Genomic DNA, 15,714 nt, shown 5'->3' on the forward strand with positions numbered 1-15,714 from the left:
CGCCTGCTCGGCGGCTTTCGCATCGGCTGCGGCTTTGGCCTGCGCATCCTTCTGCGCGCCGAGCGCGGCGAGACGATCACGCTCGGCCTCGGCCTGCTTCACCTTCGCGGTCGCCGCTGCGTGAGCCTGCTCGGCACCGATCTTCTCGACCTGGAGCTTGGCAAGGCTCGCATAGAAGCCATCGGGGTGCTGGGCGAGGAAAGCATCCCACGCCGCCTTGTTGCCAACCTGGAGCGCGAGCTCATAGTCGCGGCGGATATCGGCCTGCGGGTTCGCCACGGGCGCCACGGGTGCTGCAACCGCCACCTTGACCGGCACCAGCGGCATGTCTTCGCCGCCGAGCGAACCGTAAACGAACGGCTCCTGCTTGTTACCGGTCGACTTGAGCACATCGTCGCGCACGAAGCCGAAGGCGCGGCGGACGTCGAGGCCCGGCGTCGTCAGATGCTTCGACAGCGCGACGGTAAAGGGGCTGTTGGCGCCGTCGCCGTCCTGCGCCGTGAAGCCGGCCTTTGCCGAATAGGCGATCAGCGTGTTGGGGCTGGTCGGCTCGACCTGGGCCAGGCCACGGCCGATGCCGCGCGAGGCCACCGTGCGCTTCATCCTCTTGCCGAACGGATTGTCGCGGCAGGCATCCAGGATCACCAGACGAAGCTGCTTTGCCGGCTCGACCGCGACCAGGACGCGGTCGAGCGAAAGGGCCTCGTCATAAACGTCGGTATCGCGCTCGAGCTTGGCGTCGACAGGGATCAGATAATTCGAGCCCTCGACCTCGATGCCGTGACCGGCATAGTAGACCACCGCGATATCGGCACTGCGGGTCGCGTCGGCAAAGTCGCGCAGCACGCGCCGTGTATCCAGGGCCGAGAGGTCGCGCCGGTAATCGACAACATCGAAACCGGCCTCCTTGAGCGTCTTCGCCATCACCGCACCGTCGTTGACGGGGTTGGCGAGCGCCGGCGCGTGCTGATAGGCCGAGTTGGCAAGCACCAGCGCGACGCGGCTGCCGGCGAGAGCGGGATCCGTGCCGAACAGCAGCGCTGCGGCGAGGAGAAGCGGGCATAGTCTGAGCAGATTGCGCATGACACGACTTCCGAAGTTCGGGCCGTTTCGAGCCCCTTGGGACCGCTTTAGCAGGATCTGGCGCCGGCGCTTGTGATGGAGGTCACGAAGGCCGCGCCGGCGACTCTCGGAAAGTCCCCCTTTGTTTGTCGCACCAGCGCGGCTGCGGTTCGCTCCCAAGCTGGTGTCGACCGAGTTCCCTTAGGCATCACCGATATGCTCCCGATATTGCGGCAGATTGTCCGTAATTTCGTGCCAGGGCGCCTTCGATGCCACGAAAATGTGGGCGCTTGGCCGGATCGAGGGGGCATCGACCAGGGTTCCCATGGCGACATGGACCCATTCTCCGTCACGCACCCGGGAATAGAGCAGCGAGCCGCATCGCCCACAATGGGCGTCATGGCTGGTGTCGTCGCCGAAGATCATCCGCTGATCCCGACCCTGGACAATGCGCAGCTTGTCTTGCGGGATACCGGCGAACGGCTTGAAGGCGGAGCCGGTGGTGCGGCGGCAGTTCGAACAGTGGCAATTCATCGCATAGGAGAACGCGTCGGCCACCTCAAAGCGGACGGTGCGGCAATAGCATTCGCCGATCAGGATACGAGCGTTCGAAGTTTCTGATCCGGTCATCCCAGCGTCCCTGCGCAATTGGCGAGAGACACCCATAGCGCATTTCGATGCGTACGACTAAGTTCGCCCCAAGCCATCATGCAAAAGGATGACCCATGAGCCAGAACCGTTCGAGCGTCGAAGCCGTCGTGCAATCCTATTTTGACGGGCTCTACGAGGGCGACGCTGAAAAGCTCGGCGCCATCTTCCATCCCTCCGCGGATTTGCGCTGGGTCGAAAAGGGCGAGCTCCAGGTGCTGACCGTGCCGGACTGGCTCGACCGCGTGCGCAAGCGCCCATCCGGCAAGGCGGAAGGCAAGCCGCGCGAGGATTTCATCGTCACCATCGACCGCTCGGACGACAAGACCGCCTTCATCAAGGTCAGGTGCCAGCTGCCACCGCGTTTCTTCACCGATTATCTGGTCGCGATGAAGCTCGCCGACGGCTGGCAGATCGTGTCGAAATCGTATCGGTATGACCTGAGGGAGTGACGCGGCTGCTCGACGTTCGCCCAATATCTGCCGCGGTCACGCCCCATTCTGCGTCATTGCGAGCATAATTCTCGCCCGTCATTGCGAGGAGCCCTTGCGACGAAGCAATCCAGAATCCCTCCGAGGAGACAGACTGGATTGCTTCGTCGCTTCGCTCCTCGCAATGACGACGCGGATGCAGCATCCGCTATATTTCCTGCCCCCACTCATCTGAAAAGTCCCCATGCCGCTCGACCGCCGCTCCCTGCTTGCCTCACTCGGCTGGATGGCCGCTTCTCCCGCGCTTGCGGCAGAGGCGCCGCCAGAATTCGAAGCCTATGAACGCGAGAGCGCCGGGCGGATTGGCGTCTATGCGGAGAACCTGGCCACCGGCGCCAAGCTCACCTGGCGCGCCGACGAGCGCTTCGTCATGTGTTCGACCTTCAAAGCCTCGCTCGCGGCCAGCGTGCTCGCACGGGTCGATCGCGACGAGGAGCAGCTTGCGGCCATGATCCCTTACGGCCAGGCCGACCTGCTGGAGTATGCGCCGGTCGCCAAGCAGAATCTCGCGGCTGGCGCGATGTCGGTCACCGAGATGTGCAAGGCGATCATCGAGCTCAGCGACAACACCTGCGCCAATCTGCTGCTGGCGCGGATCGGCGGCCCTGCCGCGCTCACCGCGTTCTGGCGCTCGTTCGGCGATGCCACCTCGCGGCTCGACCACAACGAGCCCGAACTCAATCGCTCCCCACCCGGAGATCCCCGGGACACCACGACGCCGGCGGCGATGGCCGGGAACTTGCGCCGTCTGGTGACGGGCGAAGCGCTGACGCCGGCCTCGCGTACCCTGCTCACGGAGTGGATGGTGAACTGCAAGACTGGCGCGAACCGGCTGCGCGGCGGCCTGCCCGCAAGTTGGAAGATCGGCGACAAGACCGGCTCCAATGGCAAGGACGCAGCGGGCGACATCGCGGTGGCCTGGCCGAAGTCCGACACGCCGATCCTTATCGCGGCCTATGTCCAAGGCGGCACGCCGACGGCAGCGCAGATCGAAGCCGCCTTCGCGCGAATCGGGCGGACGGTGGCTGAGCGGCTGGCGTAAGCCGCGCGCATTGACGCAGCAGTCGCTTCCGGGTCAAGACAGGCCATCATGGAAGCGAAGTTTCAGACCTTTCTCATCCTGCTGGCCGTATTGGCGGGCGTGGCGCTGGCGGCACGCCGCTTCAACGTCGCCCCCGCCATCCTGCTGATGCTGGCCGGCGTCGGCCTCGCCTTCGTGCCGGGCATGCCCGCAGTGGAATTGCCGCCGGAACTGGTGCTGCTGATGGTGCTGCCACCGCTGATCTACTCGGCGAGCGTCGCCATGAGCTGGCGCGAGTTCAGAAAGAATCTGCGCCCCATCGTGCTGCTTGCGGTCGGCGCAGTGATCTTCACCGCGGCGATGGTGGCGGCCGCCACGCATTACTTGATCGGCCTGCCCTGGGCCGTCGGCTTTCTGCTCGGCGCCATCGTCGCGCCCCCCGACGTGGTGGCGCCGCTCGCGATCGCGCGCCGGCTCAACTTGCCGCGGCGGCTCGTGGTTATTCTCGAGGGCGAAGGACTCGCCAACGACGCCACCGCGCTGACCCTCTACCGCTTCGCGCTGGCGGCGATCATGGTCGGGCATTTCTCGCTACCGCTCGCGGCCGGTGAATTCCTCCTCATCGTCGCCAGCGAGATCGCCTTTGGCATCGGCGTCGGCTGGCTCTCCCTGCGCTTCCGCAAATGGTCCGGGGATCCGCAGGTCGAGCTGACGCTGTCGCTGATCACGCCCTACGTGTCCTACTGGCTGCCCGAACATGTCGGCGGCTCCGGCGTGATCGCCACCGTCGCCTGCGGCCTTTATGTGAGCTGGAACGGCCCGCTGCTGATCTCGTCGGCGACGCGCCTGCAGGGCATCTTCTTCTGGGACCTCGTGATCTACCTGATCGAGGGGGTGCTGTTCCTGCTCACCGGCTTCCAGATGCGCGCGCTCTACGAGAAGTCGAAGGCGTTCCCCCTCGACGACATCCTGATCGCGACCGCCGTGGTCCTGATGATCGTCGTGATCGCGCGCTTCGCCTGGCTCTATCCCGCAACCTATCTGCCGCGGCTGCTCAGCAAATCGTTGCGCGAGCGCGATCCGTCGCCACCCTGGCAATGGCCGTTCGTGCTCGCTTTCACCGGCGTGCGCGGCGCGGTGTCGCTCGCAGCGGCGCTGGCGCTGCCATTCACGCTACCTGATGGCGCGGCGTTCCCATATCGTGACCTGATCCTGTTCGTCGCCTTCGGCGTCATCTTCGTCACGCTGATCGGCGTCGGCCTGACGCTGCCGCCGGTGGTGCGGTGGCTCGGCGTCGCCGATGCCGGCCGAAACGAGCATGCCGCCGAGCACGAAGCCGAGATCGCCGCGCGCCGTCAGGCCCTGGACGCCGCGCTAAGGTCGCTCGACGCAATGACCGCGGAAAAGGAAGTCTCCGAAGAGGTGATGCGGCTTCTGCGTGCGCGTCACGAGATCCGCGTCAACCAACTTCCGGATTCGCTCGATCCCACCCGCCACGACGTCTCCGCCGCCGGCACTATGCTGACCCGCAACCTGATCGCCGCCGAACGAAAATTCATCCACGATCTCCTGCGCGATGGCCAGATCACCGACGAGACGCGGCGGCGGATCGAGCGCGATCTGGATCTGGAGGAGGCGAGCCTGGCGAACCGGGAGTATCGGGGCGTGCCGCTGTAGCCTCCTCGTCATGGCGAGCCAAATGCCAAATGACTACCGCCTTGCGCAGAACTCCCCTATTGCCGCGGCCACGGCCCCCGCGATCGCCTCATGCCGCTCCGGCGAGTTCATCGCCATTTCCTCGTCGCGATTGATGATCGAGCCCGCTTCGAGCAGCACTGCGGCACTGCTTGTCCGCGAGAGAACCACGAGTCCGTCATAACGGTAGACGCCGAAATCCTTGTCGAGCAATTGGCGCCGGTAACGGCCCATCACCGGCAAGGTGTATTGGCTGGCATAGTGCAGGCCCTGCTCTTTCAGCTGCCGGCCGATCATCCGGGCCAGCATCAGGCTGGTGGCAAAGTGCGGATTGTGCTGCGACACGAACAGCGAGTGGCCTGAGAAGCGGTCGCTGAAATAGCTCTTCGCCCCATCGAATTCCCAGGTCTCGAGCAGCTTGTCCGGCACCGAATCGTGGTGAATCGACAGGAAGAGATCGGCCCGGCCGTTATTTGCTGCACTGACCCGCTTGAACAGGCTCGGCCGCGCCTTGCCGTCCGTGACGAGCAGCCGGGTTGCGGCAAAGCCTTCGGACTTGAGTCTCGCCGTGATGAGTCTTGCGAGCCGGACGTTGAAGCCGAACTCCGGATCATTGCGCGCGCTCAATGCGCCGTAGGAGTCCGGGGTGTGCCCGACGTCCACGACGATCCGGAATTTGGGCATCTCACATCTGGCCGGTACCTGCAGCTTGGCCTTGGGTCTTGCAATCTTTCGCGCGGTCACGGCCGCGCTGCTGCCAACAATCGCAAGCGACGATAGCAGGATCGACGCAACCAGCCCGACGATGATGCTGCGCGGTTGCCCCAAGCGTCACTCCGCTGCCGCGATTCTGGGACGGCCGACGAAGCCCGCGACATCGCCGAAGCGCTCCAACATTACTGCGGGCAGGTCCTTGGACTTGCTGGTCACGCAGGCACCGGAGCGCACCGCATAGCGGTCCTGATGCGCAGCCTGCGGCGGCGGCTCGCCCTGCTGGAGCGCCCGCGCCAGATCCATCACGAGCTTGCGGAAATGCATGATGCCGAGATCGGTCGGCCCGAGATGCTCGCGGGTGCGGTCGGCGATCGGCCCCTGGCTATCCTGCACGGCGGCGTCCTGCTCGGAGACGCCCTTGATGCCGGTGTAGCTTCGGGTCTTCTGGAGCTTGCGGTCGATCAGATAATCGTTGCCCTTGTGACGCAGCGGCACGTAATTGTCGTCGACCTCCGCGATCACGCCGTTGCCGCGGTCATAGGCGTCGCGCTCTCCTTGCGTCAGCGGCCGCTCCGGATTCCAGGCATAGGTATAGATCCAGCAATTGGTGTCGGTCACCGGCACGAAAGTCTGGCCGAAGATGTTCTCGCCCGGCATCGCGCTCGGCGCATAAGCATGAAACGGCATCAGGAACTGCGCGATGCGCCAGTAGATGTTGTCGCCACCGGTCAGCCGGCCGCCGGCAATGGTCAGCCCGGCCTCGTGCGGACTGATCTTGATCACCGGGCGCGGATCCTCGGCGATCCAGCGCATGTGATCGCTCGACATCCGCGCGATCGGATTCACAAAGTGCTTCTTGATGTCCAGGATCTCGTTCTCCTCCTTGTCGAAGGAGAGATGGGCAAAGGTGAAATGCGCGGTGTCGATCGAGCCTTCCAGCGCCTGCACCCAGTTGCAGTCCTGCCATTTCTTGCTGACGTAGCGGTGCGATTCCGGCAGCAGCGCCATCTCGAGATCGGGCAGCTCGGGCATGGTCTCAAGCGGGCCCATATAGGCCCAGATCATCTCGCCCCATTCGCGCACCGGATAGGATTTGATACGGATCAGATCCTTGGCGTTGAGATCGGGATAGGAGGTCGGCATGTCGACGCAGCGACCTTCGGTGTCGAACTTCCAGCCATGATAGACGCAGCGGATGCCGCACTCTTCGTTGCGCCCAAGCCAGAGATTGGCGCCGCGATGCGGGCAATATTGGTCGATGATTCCGACGACGCCGCGGGAGTCGCGGAAGGCGAGCAGCTCCTCGCCGAGCACAATGATCTTCTTCGGCTCGCCGTCGGGCTCGGGGAGTTCTTCGCAGAGAGCCACGGGAATCCAGAACCGGCGCAACAATTCGCCCATGCCCGTTCCAGGGCCGGCCTCGGTCAGGAATCTGTTGTCCTCGGCGCGGAGCATGGCTGATCCTCGCGATTTTCAATACAGTGTGTGCGTCATAAGAAACGTTTCTGCCTCGGAATGGAGCAACCTAGCCTTCGACCGGTATTTTGTGGCCGAGTGTTGCCGGAAGTCCACGGGCGGCGACGATGACGGCGCAGTTTTTGGCCGGGCGGGCATGATCGTGAAAAATTCCACCGCATCGTTCGATTCCGACGTTGCCGATTTCACATCGGCCTTTCCCCCTTCACCGTCACCCGCGTCCCCGAGCGCGTATGCGGCCAGTAGTCCCACATTGCGCGGTGCTGGGTGCAGCGGTTGTCCCAGAAGGCGATGGCATTCTCGGTCCAGCGGAAGCGGCACTGGAATAGCGGGTTCTCCGCGTGCTGGTAGAGATAGCCCAGCATTGCGTCGCTCTCGTCGCGCGGAATGCCGTTGATGTGACGGGTGAAGCCGCGGTTGACGTAGAGCGCCTTCTTGCCCGTGACCGGGTGGGTGCGCACGACGGGATGCTCCGCGTGCGGATAGCTCGGCCTGTCCGCGACGCCGTAGTTCGCATAAAGGCCTCGATAGATCGGCTCGCCGTCGTGCAGCGCGGTCAGGCCGTCGAGATAGGCCTTCATGCGTTCCGACAGCGCTTCGTAAGCCGCGTACATGTTGGCGAACAGCGTGTCACCGCCGCGCGGCGGACACTGCTTGATGTAGAGGATCGAGCCCATCGGCGGCTCGAGATCGCAGGACACGTCCGAGTGCCAACCCTCGCCGTTCGCGCGCGGCGAGTTCTTGTCGGCGTAGATCTTCATCAGGGCCGGGTCTTCATCCTCATGCGGCGCGGCGGGATGAAAATGCAGCTCGCCGAACTTGCGGCCGAAGGCGAGATGCTGCTGCGGCGTGATGTGCTGGTCGCGGAAGAAGATGACGAGGTTTTCGGCGAGCGCGCGGTGGATCTCGTCCATCTGCTGGTTGGAGCGGGCGTCATCGGAGACCAGCCTGCCGAGGTCGACGCCGGTGATTTCCGCGCCGATGATGGGCGTGAGCTTTTCGACCGCGATGGTCTCGTAAGGAGCGCCGTCCTCCGCCGTGTGGCGATAGCGCGGGCCTTGCTTGCCGGCGAGTGAGCTCATGGCGTGTCTCCCGATCGTTCTTGATTGGGGACATCGTAGCCCGGATGGAGCGAAGCGCAATCCGGGAACGGTTTGTCAGCTTGAGAGAGCCCCCCGGATTTCGCTGCGCTCCATCCGGGCTACAAAAATAAGGCGGGTTACGCTGCGCGAACCCGCCTTACGATTCCGTCTTTGGAAGACGCCTACTCCGCTGCCGTCACCGGCACCTTGGCACCCTGGCCGTAGCGCTGGTCGATGTAGTCGATCACCAGCGCCTTGAAGTCGGCGGAGATGGTGGGACCGCGCAGCGTGCGGAACTTCTTGCCGTCGACAAACACCGGCGCGGCCGGCGCTTCGCCGGTGCCGGGCAGCGAGATGCCGATATTGGCGTGCTTGGATTCGCCCGGGCCGTTGACGATGCAGCCCATCACCGCGACGTTGAGCTCTTCGACGCCGGGATATTTCGTCTTCCAGGCCGGCATCTCGTCGCGGATGAAATCCTGGATCGAGCGGGCCAGCTCCTGGAACGTGGTCGAGGTGGTGCGGCCGCAGCCGGGGCAGGCCGCAACCAGCGGCACGAAGGTGCGGAAGCCCATGGTCTGCAGCAGTTCCTGGCCGACCTGCACCTCGCGGGTGCGGTCGCCGCCGGGCTCCGGCGTCAGCGAGATGCGGATGGTGTCGCCGATGCCCTGCTGCAAGAGAATGCCGAGTGCAGCCGACGACGCCACGATGCCCTTCGAGCCCATGCCGGCTTCAGTCAGACCGAGATGGATCGCGTAATCGGAACGGCTGGCGAGATCCTGATAGACCGCGATGAGATCCTGCACCGCCGAGACCTTTGCGGAGAGGATGATGCGATCCTTGGGCATGCCGAGCTCTTCGGCCCGCGCGGCCGAGAGCAGCGCGGACTGCACCATGGCCTCGCGCGTCACCGCGCGCACGTCGCGCGGATTGGCGGACGCGGCATTCTCGTCCATCAGCTTGGTCAAGAGCTCCTGGTCGAGCGAGCCCCAATTGGCGCCGATGCGGACCGGCTTGTTGTTCTTGTTGGCGATCTCGATGATGTCGGCGAACTGGGTGTCGCGCTTGTCCTTGAAGCCGACATTGCCGGGATTGATGCGGTACTTGGCGAGCGCCTCGGCGCAGGCCGGATAGGCCGCGAGCAGCTTGTGGCCGATATAGTGGAAGTCACCGATCAGCGGCGTGGTGATGCCGCGCTTGGCGAGACCGTCGCGAATGTGCGGGACGGCGGCAGCGGCCTCCTCACGGTCCACGGTGATGCGAACCATTTCGGAGCCGGCGCGCGCGAGCGCTGCGACCTGGGCAATGGTACCGTCGATGTCGGCGGTATCGGTGTTGGTCATCGACTGCACGACGATCGGCGCACCGCCGCCGACGGCGACGTCGCCGACCTTGACCTGGGTGGTACGATGACGCGGTGCGGGCCCCGCGATGTCGGAATCGATGGTGGTTTCGGGCTTGTTCATGGGGTCCAAATATCAGGTTTTGGTGACGTTCAGCAATGCATCACGCGGCGCCGAAGCCGTTTGGCTCGGACGGTTAACCAGAAAAAGCCCAGCAATTACAAGGACGGCTGCCGCCCCGAAGGCCAAGCTTAGGGTGTCGTGCATGATGAAATAGCTACCCACCACGCCAAACAAAGGGGTGATGAAGGTAAAAGCCGACAATTTGCTGGCCGAATAGGTCTTCACCAGAGCGAACCAAAGCGTGAACGTAGTTCCAACCACCCAGATCGCCTGGAAGGCCATCAGGCCGAGCGACAGCGGCGCCGGCGTGTGCGTGATGGTCTCGCCGAACAGCCAGGCCGCCAACCCCAGGATCGGGATCGAAATGGCGACCTGATAGCCAAGCGCCTTCTCGGGCGCGGCGAACCGCAGCCTCGTGCCCTTGGCAACCAGCGTCGTCGCCGCCCACAGCGCGGCGCCGCCGACGATCATGAGGTCGCCGAGCAGAACATGCGAATCGACATTGGGCTGCGGCACGCCGATTGCGAGGGCGACACCGGCAAAGCTGATGGCGAGGCCCAGCCATTGCGAGGCGCCAAGCCTCTCGCCGAGCACCTGATAGGAGCCGAGCGCGACGAAGAACGGCGCGGTGTAGAGGAACACCACCGCGCGAGAGGCAGAGGTGAGGCGCAGCCCCTGGAAGATCAGCACGAATTCGATGCCGAACATCAGCCCGGCGACCAGGCCCGGCTTCCACGTGCCGTCATTCTCGAAGAATTTGACGCCGCGAAGCGTGCCGATGATGAACAGCATCGGCAGCGCGCCCGCCGAGCGGATCGTGGCCTGGAGCATCGGCGGAATGTCCGGCAGCACCAGCTTCACCGCGATCTGGTTGAAGCCCCAGGTCAGGCACAGCATGAGCATCAGGGCGATGGCGCCGGCACTGAGGGGACGCGCGACGGATTGGTTGGCTTGTGGTGAGGACATGTCTTCCCGAAAAACCGGCTTTGCGCCGTTGTTGCTTTATGCAGCTTTCTGACAATGGGTGCAGACGCCCGTGATCTCCACCACGGACAATTTAGGAGCAAAGCCTGAGCTGCGTGCCGCGGCATTGAGATTTCCGGCGAAGGATGCGGACGGGATCTCGCCGACCAGGCCGCAGCGCTCGCAGATCAGGAACGCCACCGCCGAGGTCGCGTCGTGGTCGTGGGCGGCACAGGCGAGGTAGGCATTGCGGCTTTCGATGCGATGCACGAGGCCGTTGGCCATCAGGAAATCGAGAGCGCGATAGACCGTGATCGGCGCCGGCCGCGACATGGATTTGGCAAGCTCGTCGATCACCTCATAGGCGCCGAGCGGGCGGTGGCTGGAGAGCAGCGCGCCCAGCACCTGGCGGCGTATCGGCGTGAATTTCTGCGCGCGTTGCTCGCAGACCTCCTCGGCGTGCGCCAGCGCATCCGCGGTGCAGCGGCCGTGATCGTGATCGGGCGCGGGAAAGGCAGATTTAGCAGGGGTCATGCAGCCGACCTTCTAGCATTTCGGCCGCGGAACCCAAAGCACGACCAGCAATGCGGCGGTCAGCCATGCCATTGCCGAGGGACAGCATCGCGCAAACCCGCCATGAAATAATCATAAGCTTGCTTATCATATGCGAAGCTTATTGGAGACCAAGCTCATGAGCCGCGGGTCTGTCGACCAGAACTTCCTGTTTACGCTGGGCGAGCTCTACCGCCTCTTGCGCGTCTACGCCGACAAGGAGGCGTCGCGGTTCGGCATCACCCGCGCCCAATGGGCGGTGCTGGCCAAGGTCGAGCGCAGCGAGGGCATGAAGCAGTCCGAGCTCGCCGAACTGCTCGAGATGCAGCCGATCACGCTGACCCGCCTGATCGACAAGCTCTGCGACAACGACTGGATCGAGCGCCGCAGCGATGCCTCGGACCGCCGCGTCAAGCGCCTGTATCTCAGGAAAGCCGGCCGGCAATTGCTGGGCCGGATGAGCGGCCTGAAGTCCGAGCTGACGGCCAACGCGCTCGACGGCATCACGCCGACGGACGCCCATCGCCTCCTCACTCAGCTCGAAAGCATCAAGGAGAACGTGCGCACCGCGATCCAGACCAGCGGCGCGGAACAAGCACGTAAGGAGCAGCGCTATGGCTGACCAGGTCCTCAAGTTCCAACCCGAGCAGAAGACCGACAGCGGCAAACCCACCAAGAAAGCGGGCACCGATCCGCGCCGCCGCCTGGTGGCGGGCCTGCGCCGCTACCGCCGCTTCCTGCTCCTGGTCGTGCTGCCTGTGATCGCCGTCATCGGCGGCCTCACCTTCTATCTCAATGGCGGTCGATATGTCGGCACTGACGATGCCTATGTCGGCGCGCAGAAGGTGCTGGTGACGCCCGACATTTCCGGCAAGATCCAGAAAGTCATCGTGAAGGAAGGCCAGTCCGTCAAGCGGGGCGACGAGCTGTTCGAGATCGACCCCGTTCCGTTTCGCCACGCGGTGGACGAAGCCAAGGCGCAGCTCGCGCAGGCCCGCACGACCTATGACAACCTTGTCGCCAACATCAAGATCTATGGCGACATGCTCGACCTGGCCCAGCAGGGCATCGATTTGAAGAAGCGCGACGTCGAGCGCAAGCAGGCGCTGGTGAAGAACAATTACGGCTCGCAGCTCGATCTCGACAACGCCTCGAATGCACTGGTGACTGCCGGCGCGCAGGCGCAATACATCAAGCAGCAGCTTTCCAACGCCAAGACGCAATTGCTCGGCGACCCCGCGTTGCCGCTGGAGCAATTTCCACCTTACGCACAGGCGAAAGCCAAACTGGACGATGCCCAGCGCAACCTCGACCACACCGTGCTGCGCGCGCCCATGGATGGCGTGGCGACCCAGGTCGAGCAGATCCAGCTCGGCCGCTACGTCGCTGCCGGCACGCCGGTGTTTTCGATCATCGACGTCGCACACCCCTGGGTCGACGCCAACCCGAAGGAGAGCGACCTCACCTATGTGACCGAAGGACAGCCCGTCACGCTCGAGGTCGACGCGTTCCCGAACCACGTCTTCAAGGGCAAGATCGGCTCGCTTTCGCCCGGCACCGGCGCGCAATTTGCGATCCTGCCGCCGCAGAACGCCACCGGCAATTTCGTCAAGGTGGTGCAACGCGTGCCGATCCGCATCTATTTCGACGAGACCGACAAATACGTGCGGAAGCTGAAGGCCGGCATGAGCGTCTATGCCACCATCGACACCGGCCATCAGCGCTCGCTGGCCGGCCTGCTCGGCCTGTCGGCGACCGCGAACCAAGACAAAGACTGAGTCAAGGACTGCCGATGTCCGGTCCCAATGCCAGCTTGATGGTCCCCGGCCTGCGCCGGAACATGGTGACGATCTGCGCCATGACCGCGACCATCATGCAGGCGCTGGACACCACCATTGCCAACGTCGCTTTGCCCTATATGCAAGGCACGCTGTCGGCCTCGCAGGACCAGATCAACTGGGTGCTGACCTCCTACATCGTCGCCGCAGCGATCATGACGGCCCCGGTGGGCTGGATCGCCAACCGCTTCGGCCGCAAGCGCATCTTCATCATCTGCTCGGCCGGCTTCACCATGGCCTCGGTGCTGTGCGGCCTCGCGCAGGACATCAACCAGATGGTGCTGTTCCGCCTGCTGCAAGGCGTGTTCGGCGCGGCGCTGGTGCCGCTGTCGCAGTCGGTCATGCTCGACTATTACACGCTCCAGGAGCGCGCCAAGGCGATGTCCATCTGGGGCATGGGCGTGATGATGGGCCCGATCATGGGGCCCTCGCTCGGCGCCTGGCTGACCGAGACTTATTCCTGGCACTGGGTGTTCTTCGTCAACCTGCCGTTTGGCGCCATCACCGTGCTCGGGCTGATCGTGTTCATGGACGAGACCGACAAGAACCTCAGCCTGAGATTCGACTGGTTCGGCTTCGCGGCACTGGCCGTTGCGATCGGCTCGCTTCAGCTCGCGCTCGACCGCGGCGAGCAGTTGGGCTGGCTGGAATCGAACGAGATCCTGGCGGAATTCATCGTCTCGGCGGCCGCGTTCTACTTCTTCCTCGCGCACTCCTTCACGACCTCGACGCCGTTCATCCGTTTCGGCCTGTTCCGGGACCGCAACTTCGTCACCGGCTGCATGTTCATGATCGTGATGGGGCTCGTGCTGTTCTCAACCATGGCGCTGGCCTCGCCTTACATGCAGAACGTGATCGGCTATCCCATCATCACCGCCGGCCTGCTGCTGGCGAGCCGCGGCTTCGGTACCTTCTTCGCCATGATGCTGGTCGGCCGCATGATGCGTTATTTCGAGGCGCGCACGCTGATCATCGCGGGCCTGACGCTGACCGCGGGCTCGCTGTTCCAGATGACCGGCTGGACCGATCTGACCCAGGTGCCCGAGATCGTCACCGTCAGTGTCATCCAGGGCTTCGGCTTCGGCCTCGTCTTCGTGCCGCTCTCGACAGTGGCGTTCCTGACGCTGTCGAACGACCTGCGCACCGACGGCACCGCCATGCTGACCCTGATGCGCAACGTCGCGAGTTCGGTCGGCATTTCCGTCGTCATCGCGCAACTGACGCAGGGAACACGGCGGACCTATGCGATCCTGTCCGAGCACATCAACCCGTTCAACCATGCACTTCAGATGCCTGACGTCAGCGGCATGATCAATCTGTCCACCGACACCGGCCGCGCCATGGCCGACAGGATGGTCAGCGTGCAGGCGCAGATCATCGCGTTTGCGCACGACTACCACCTGGTGATGGTCTTCATCCTCTGCACCATCCCGCTCGCCTTGTTGATCGGCTCGACCAAGGCCACGCTGCGCAAGCAGGCGGCAGGGCCGGAGCATGCGGTGATGGAGTAGGCGATCTCGCGTGCCCCGGCCGCAGCGCAGCACGCAAGTGATGTGCTGCTGAGCCGGGGCCCATGCCCCCGGCACGATGGGTCCCGGTTCTGCGGCGCACCGCTACGCGCTGCACCGCGCCCGGGACAAGAGCCGGGCTACAACAACTCCTCGCACCCCAAATCATCCACCGCCGCAAACACCCGCTCCAGATTGTTCCACCAGATCAGCGGCGGGATGTTGATGCTCCACTGCCAGACCGGCCTCGTGATCTGCCAGAGCACCGCCCAGCGGTAGTCGCGATCGAGCGCGCCGCGCGAGTAGCCGGTGATGCCGCTTTCAATCAACGTATCGTGGTAGAAATTGAGCAGCGGGCGTTCGAGCGCCTGCCGGCGTTCCGGATACCAGTGCATGGCCATCATATAGGCGAGGTCGTGGGTCGGAACGTTGATACTCCAAAGATCGAAATCGAAGATGCGCACGGTATCGGCAACGCCCGCGCGCGGCAGCAGGAAATTCCAGGTGTGGGCGTCGCCATGCGTGACGCTGAGATGACGGCGTGAATGGTAACGCTGGGACAGCCGCTCCGACTGATCGATGAGGCGACGGAAGAGGATCCGTCGCTCCTCGCTGAGGCGATCACCGAGCAGATCGGCAAAACGATCGTAATGGCCGGCGAAGGTCTCCATGCGCTGCGCGCTGTCCTCCATGCTCGCCCAGGTACCGACCGTGTCGCCGAGGCTCGGATGGTCCCACCAGGCTGCATGCCAGCGTGCGAGCGCGGCGACGATGGCGAATGTCTGCTCGCGCGACGGCGGCACCGGCCAAGCCATCGCAGTTTCGTGGCTGTCAGTGAGGTCCTCGAGCAGCAGATGCCAAATGGGGCTATGCTCGTCGAAATGCCCATCAAAGCAGCGCGGCGCGAGTCGCGGCGGCATCTTCGGTGCAAGCTGCGTGTAGTAATCCACCTCGCGCCGGCCGCCATTGGCGAGGGTCTCGGCGAAAGCGGAATTGGGAGTCTTGAGGATCAGCGACTGCGGAGCACCGGTGGATTCGCCGACATAGCGCAGGCCAAGCCGGATGATATGCGACACGACGGTGTCGCGCTGGTGCAGCACGTAGGCCAGGATGGTCTTGTGCTCGCCGAAGTCAGGCTCCTGCGGCAGATAGCGAACCGTGGCGCCGGGCTGCACGAAGCGCGTGCCGCCGTCGGGCT

General features: G+C 64.2%; 15 protein-coding genes. 6 read left to right on the plus strand and 9 right to left on the minus strand.

The window, feature by feature from the left end; translation table 11 throughout:
* The coding region (locus MOV74_RS14065; protein ID WP_246922802.1) for a caspase family protein at nucleotides 1-1,083 on the minus strand (1,083 nt) is incomplete at its 3' end.
* 180 nt (nucleotides 1,084-1,263) lie between these two features.
* Nucleotides 1,264-1,692: a GFA family protein gene (locus MOV74_RS14070; protein WP_246922804.1), complete on the minus strand. Its 429-nt coding sequence runs from the start codon at nucleotides 1,690-1,692 to the stop codon at nucleotides 1,264-1,266.
* Nucleotides 1,693-1,787: 95 nt separating this feature from the next.
* Here MOV74_RS14070 and MOV74_RS14075 point away from each other — a divergent pair, with 95 nt between their 5' ends.
* The 3 genes from MOV74_RS14075 (at nucleotide 1,788) to MOV74_RS14085 (ending at nucleotide 4,899) form a co-directional block, all read left to right on the plus strand.
* A complete protein-coding gene (locus tag MOV74_RS14075; protein WP_007598116.1) occupies nucleotides 1,788-2,162 on the plus strand; it encodes a nuclear transport factor 2 family protein in 375 nt (124 codons plus the stop codon).
* A 223-nt stretch (nucleotides 2,163-2,385) separates the two neighbouring features.
* Nucleotides 2,386-3,243, plus strand: a complete 858-nt coding sequence (bla, locus tag MOV74_RS14080; RefSeq protein WP_246922806.1) for a class A beta-lactamase — start codon at nucleotides 2,386-2,388, stop codon at nucleotides 3,241-3,243.
* 48 nt (nucleotides 3,244-3,291) lie between these two features.
* Nucleotides 3,292-4,899 carry a Na+/H+ antiporter gene (locus MOV74_RS14085; protein ID WP_246922809.1) on the plus strand — a complete coding sequence of 536 codons (1,608 nt, stop codon included), beginning with the start codon at nucleotides 3,292-3,294 and terminating at the stop codon, nucleotides 4,897-4,899.
* Nucleotides 4,900-4,932: 33 nt separating this feature from the next.
* On the opposite strand, the gene MOV74_RS14090 is transcribed toward MOV74_RS14085, so the two are convergent.
* From MOV74_RS14090 to MOV74_RS14115, 6 genes are all read right to left on the minus strand, one after another.
* Nucleotides 4,933-5,745, minus strand: a complete 813-nt coding sequence (locus MOV74_RS14090; RefSeq protein ID WP_246922812.1) for an N-acetylmuramoyl-L-alanine amidase — start codon at nucleotides 5,743-5,745, stop codon at nucleotides 4,933-4,935.
* A 3-nt stretch (nucleotides 5,746-5,748) separates the two neighbouring features.
* A complete protein-coding gene (locus MOV74_RS14095; RefSeq protein ID WP_246922815.1) occupies nucleotides 5,749-7,086 on the minus strand; it encodes a Rieske 2Fe-2S domain-containing protein in 1,338 nt (445 codons plus the stop codon).
* 206 nt (nucleotides 7,087-7,292) lie between these two features.
* The gene (locus MOV74_RS14100; RefSeq protein WP_246922818.1) at nucleotides 7,293-8,189 is read right to left on the minus strand and encodes a TauD/TfdA family dioxygenase; all 897 of its coding nucleotides are present in this window, start codon (nucleotides 8,187-8,189) and stop codon (nucleotides 7,293-7,295) included.
* A 182-nt stretch (nucleotides 8,190-8,371) separates the two neighbouring features.
* On the minus strand, nucleotides 8,372-9,655 hold the full coding sequence (gene ispG, locus MOV74_RS14105; RefSeq protein ID WP_246922820.1) for a flavodoxin-dependent (E)-4-hydroxy-3-methylbut-2-enyl-diphosphate synthase: 1,284 nt from the start codon (nucleotides 9,653-9,655) through the stop codon (nucleotides 8,372-8,374).
* Nucleotides 9,656-9,667: 12 nt separating this feature from the next.
* Nucleotides 9,668-10,621, minus strand: coding sequence for a DMT family transporter (locus MOV74_RS14110; protein ID WP_246922823.1), 954 nt, complete (start codon nucleotides 10,619-10,621; stop codon nucleotides 9,668-9,670).
* A 36-nt stretch (nucleotides 10,622-10,657) separates the two neighbouring features.
* The gene (locus MOV74_RS14115) at nucleotides 10,658-11,152 is read right to left on the minus strand and encodes a Fur family transcriptional regulator (protein WP_246922826.1); all 495 of its coding nucleotides are present in this window, start codon (nucleotides 11,150-11,152) and stop codon (nucleotides 10,658-10,660) included.
* 157 nt (nucleotides 11,153-11,309) lie between these two features.
* Here MOV74_RS14115 and MOV74_RS14120 point away from each other — a divergent pair, with 157 nt between their 5' ends.
* Genes MOV74_RS14120 through MOV74_RS14130 form a run of 3 tightly spaced genes read left to right on the plus strand, consistent with a single transcriptional unit; the run spans nucleotide 11,310 to nucleotide 14,519 of the window.
* The gene (locus MOV74_RS14120; protein WP_246922829.1) at nucleotides 11,310-11,792 is read left to right on the plus strand and encodes a MarR family winged helix-turn-helix transcriptional regulator; all 483 of its coding nucleotides are present in this window, start codon (nucleotides 11,310-11,312) and stop codon (nucleotides 11,790-11,792) included.
* A complete protein-coding gene (locus MOV74_RS14125) occupies nucleotides 11,785-12,948 on the plus strand; it encodes an HlyD family secretion protein (RefSeq protein ID WP_246922833.1) in 1,164 nt (387 codons plus the stop codon). The genes MOV74_RS14120 and MOV74_RS14125 overlap by 8 nt, the downstream gene beginning before the upstream one ends.
* Before the next feature lie 14 nt (nucleotides 12,949-12,962).
* Nucleotides 12,963-14,519, plus strand: coding sequence for an MDR family MFS transporter (locus MOV74_RS14130; protein WP_246922836.1), 1,557 nt, complete (start codon nucleotides 12,963-12,965; stop codon nucleotides 14,517-14,519).
* 137 nt (nucleotides 14,520-14,656) lie between these two features.
* Here MOV74_RS14130 and MOV74_RS14135 read toward each other — a convergent pair whose 3' ends face one another.
* A complete protein-coding gene (locus MOV74_RS14135) occupies nucleotides 14,657-15,628 on the minus strand; it encodes an ecdysteroid 22-kinase family protein (protein ID WP_246922839.1) in 972 nt (323 codons plus the stop codon).
* Nucleotides 15,629-15,714 lie beyond the last annotated feature (86 nt).

Source organism: Bradyrhizobium sp. SHOUNA76 (assembly GCF_023006445.1).
Taxonomy (GTDB): Bacteria; Pseudomonadota; Alphaproteobacteria; order Rhizobiales; family Xanthobacteraceae; genus Bradyrhizobium.

Bases quoted from the DNA above. Each gene is read 5' to 3' on its own strand.
- MOV74_RS14070 (WP_246922804.1), bottom strand. From the start codon at position 1,692: ATGACCGGATCAGAAACTTCGAACGCTCGTATCCTGATCGGCGAATGC.
- MOV74_RS14075 (WP_007598116.1), top strand. From the start codon at position 1,788: ATGAGCCAGAACCGTTCGAGCGTCGAAGCCGTCGTGCAATCCTATTTT.
- bla (WP_246922806.1), top strand. From the start codon at position 2,386: ATGCCGCTCGACCGCCGCTCCCTGCTTGCCTCACTCGGCTGGATGGCC.
- MOV74_RS14085 (WP_246922809.1), top strand. From the start codon at position 3,292: ATGGAAGCGAAGTTTCAGACCTTTCTCATCCTGCTGGCCGTATTGGCG.
- MOV74_RS14095 (WP_246922815.1), bottom strand. From the start codon at position 7,086: ATGCTCCGCGCCGAGGACAACAGATTCCTGACCGAGGCCGGCCCTGGA.
- MOV74_RS14100 (WP_246922818.1), bottom strand. From the start codon at position 8,189: ATGAGCTCACTCGCCGGCAAGCAAGGCCCGCGCTATCGCCACACGGCG.
- ispG (WP_246922820.1), bottom strand. From the start codon at position 9,655: ATGAACAAGCCCGAAACCACCATCGATTCCGACATCGCGGGGCCCGCA.
- MOV74_RS14110 (WP_246922823.1), bottom strand. From the start codon at position 10,621: ATGTCCTCACCACAAGCCAACCAATCCGTCGCGCGTCCCCTCAGTGCC.
- MOV74_RS14115 (WP_246922826.1), bottom strand. From the start codon at position 11,152: ATGACCCCTGCTAAATCTGCCTTTCCCGCGCCCGATCACGATCACGGC.
- MOV74_RS14120 (WP_246922829.1), top strand. From the start codon at position 11,310: ATGAGCCGCGGGTCTGTCGACCAGAACTTCCTGTTTACGCTGGGCGAG.
- MOV74_RS14125 (WP_246922833.1), top strand. From the start codon at position 11,785: ATGGCTGACCAGGTCCTCAAGTTCCAACCCGAGCAGAAGACCGACAGC.
- MOV74_RS14130 (WP_246922836.1), top strand. From the start codon at position 12,963: ATGTCCGGTCCCAATGCCAGCTTGATGGTCCCCGGCCTGCGCCGGAAC.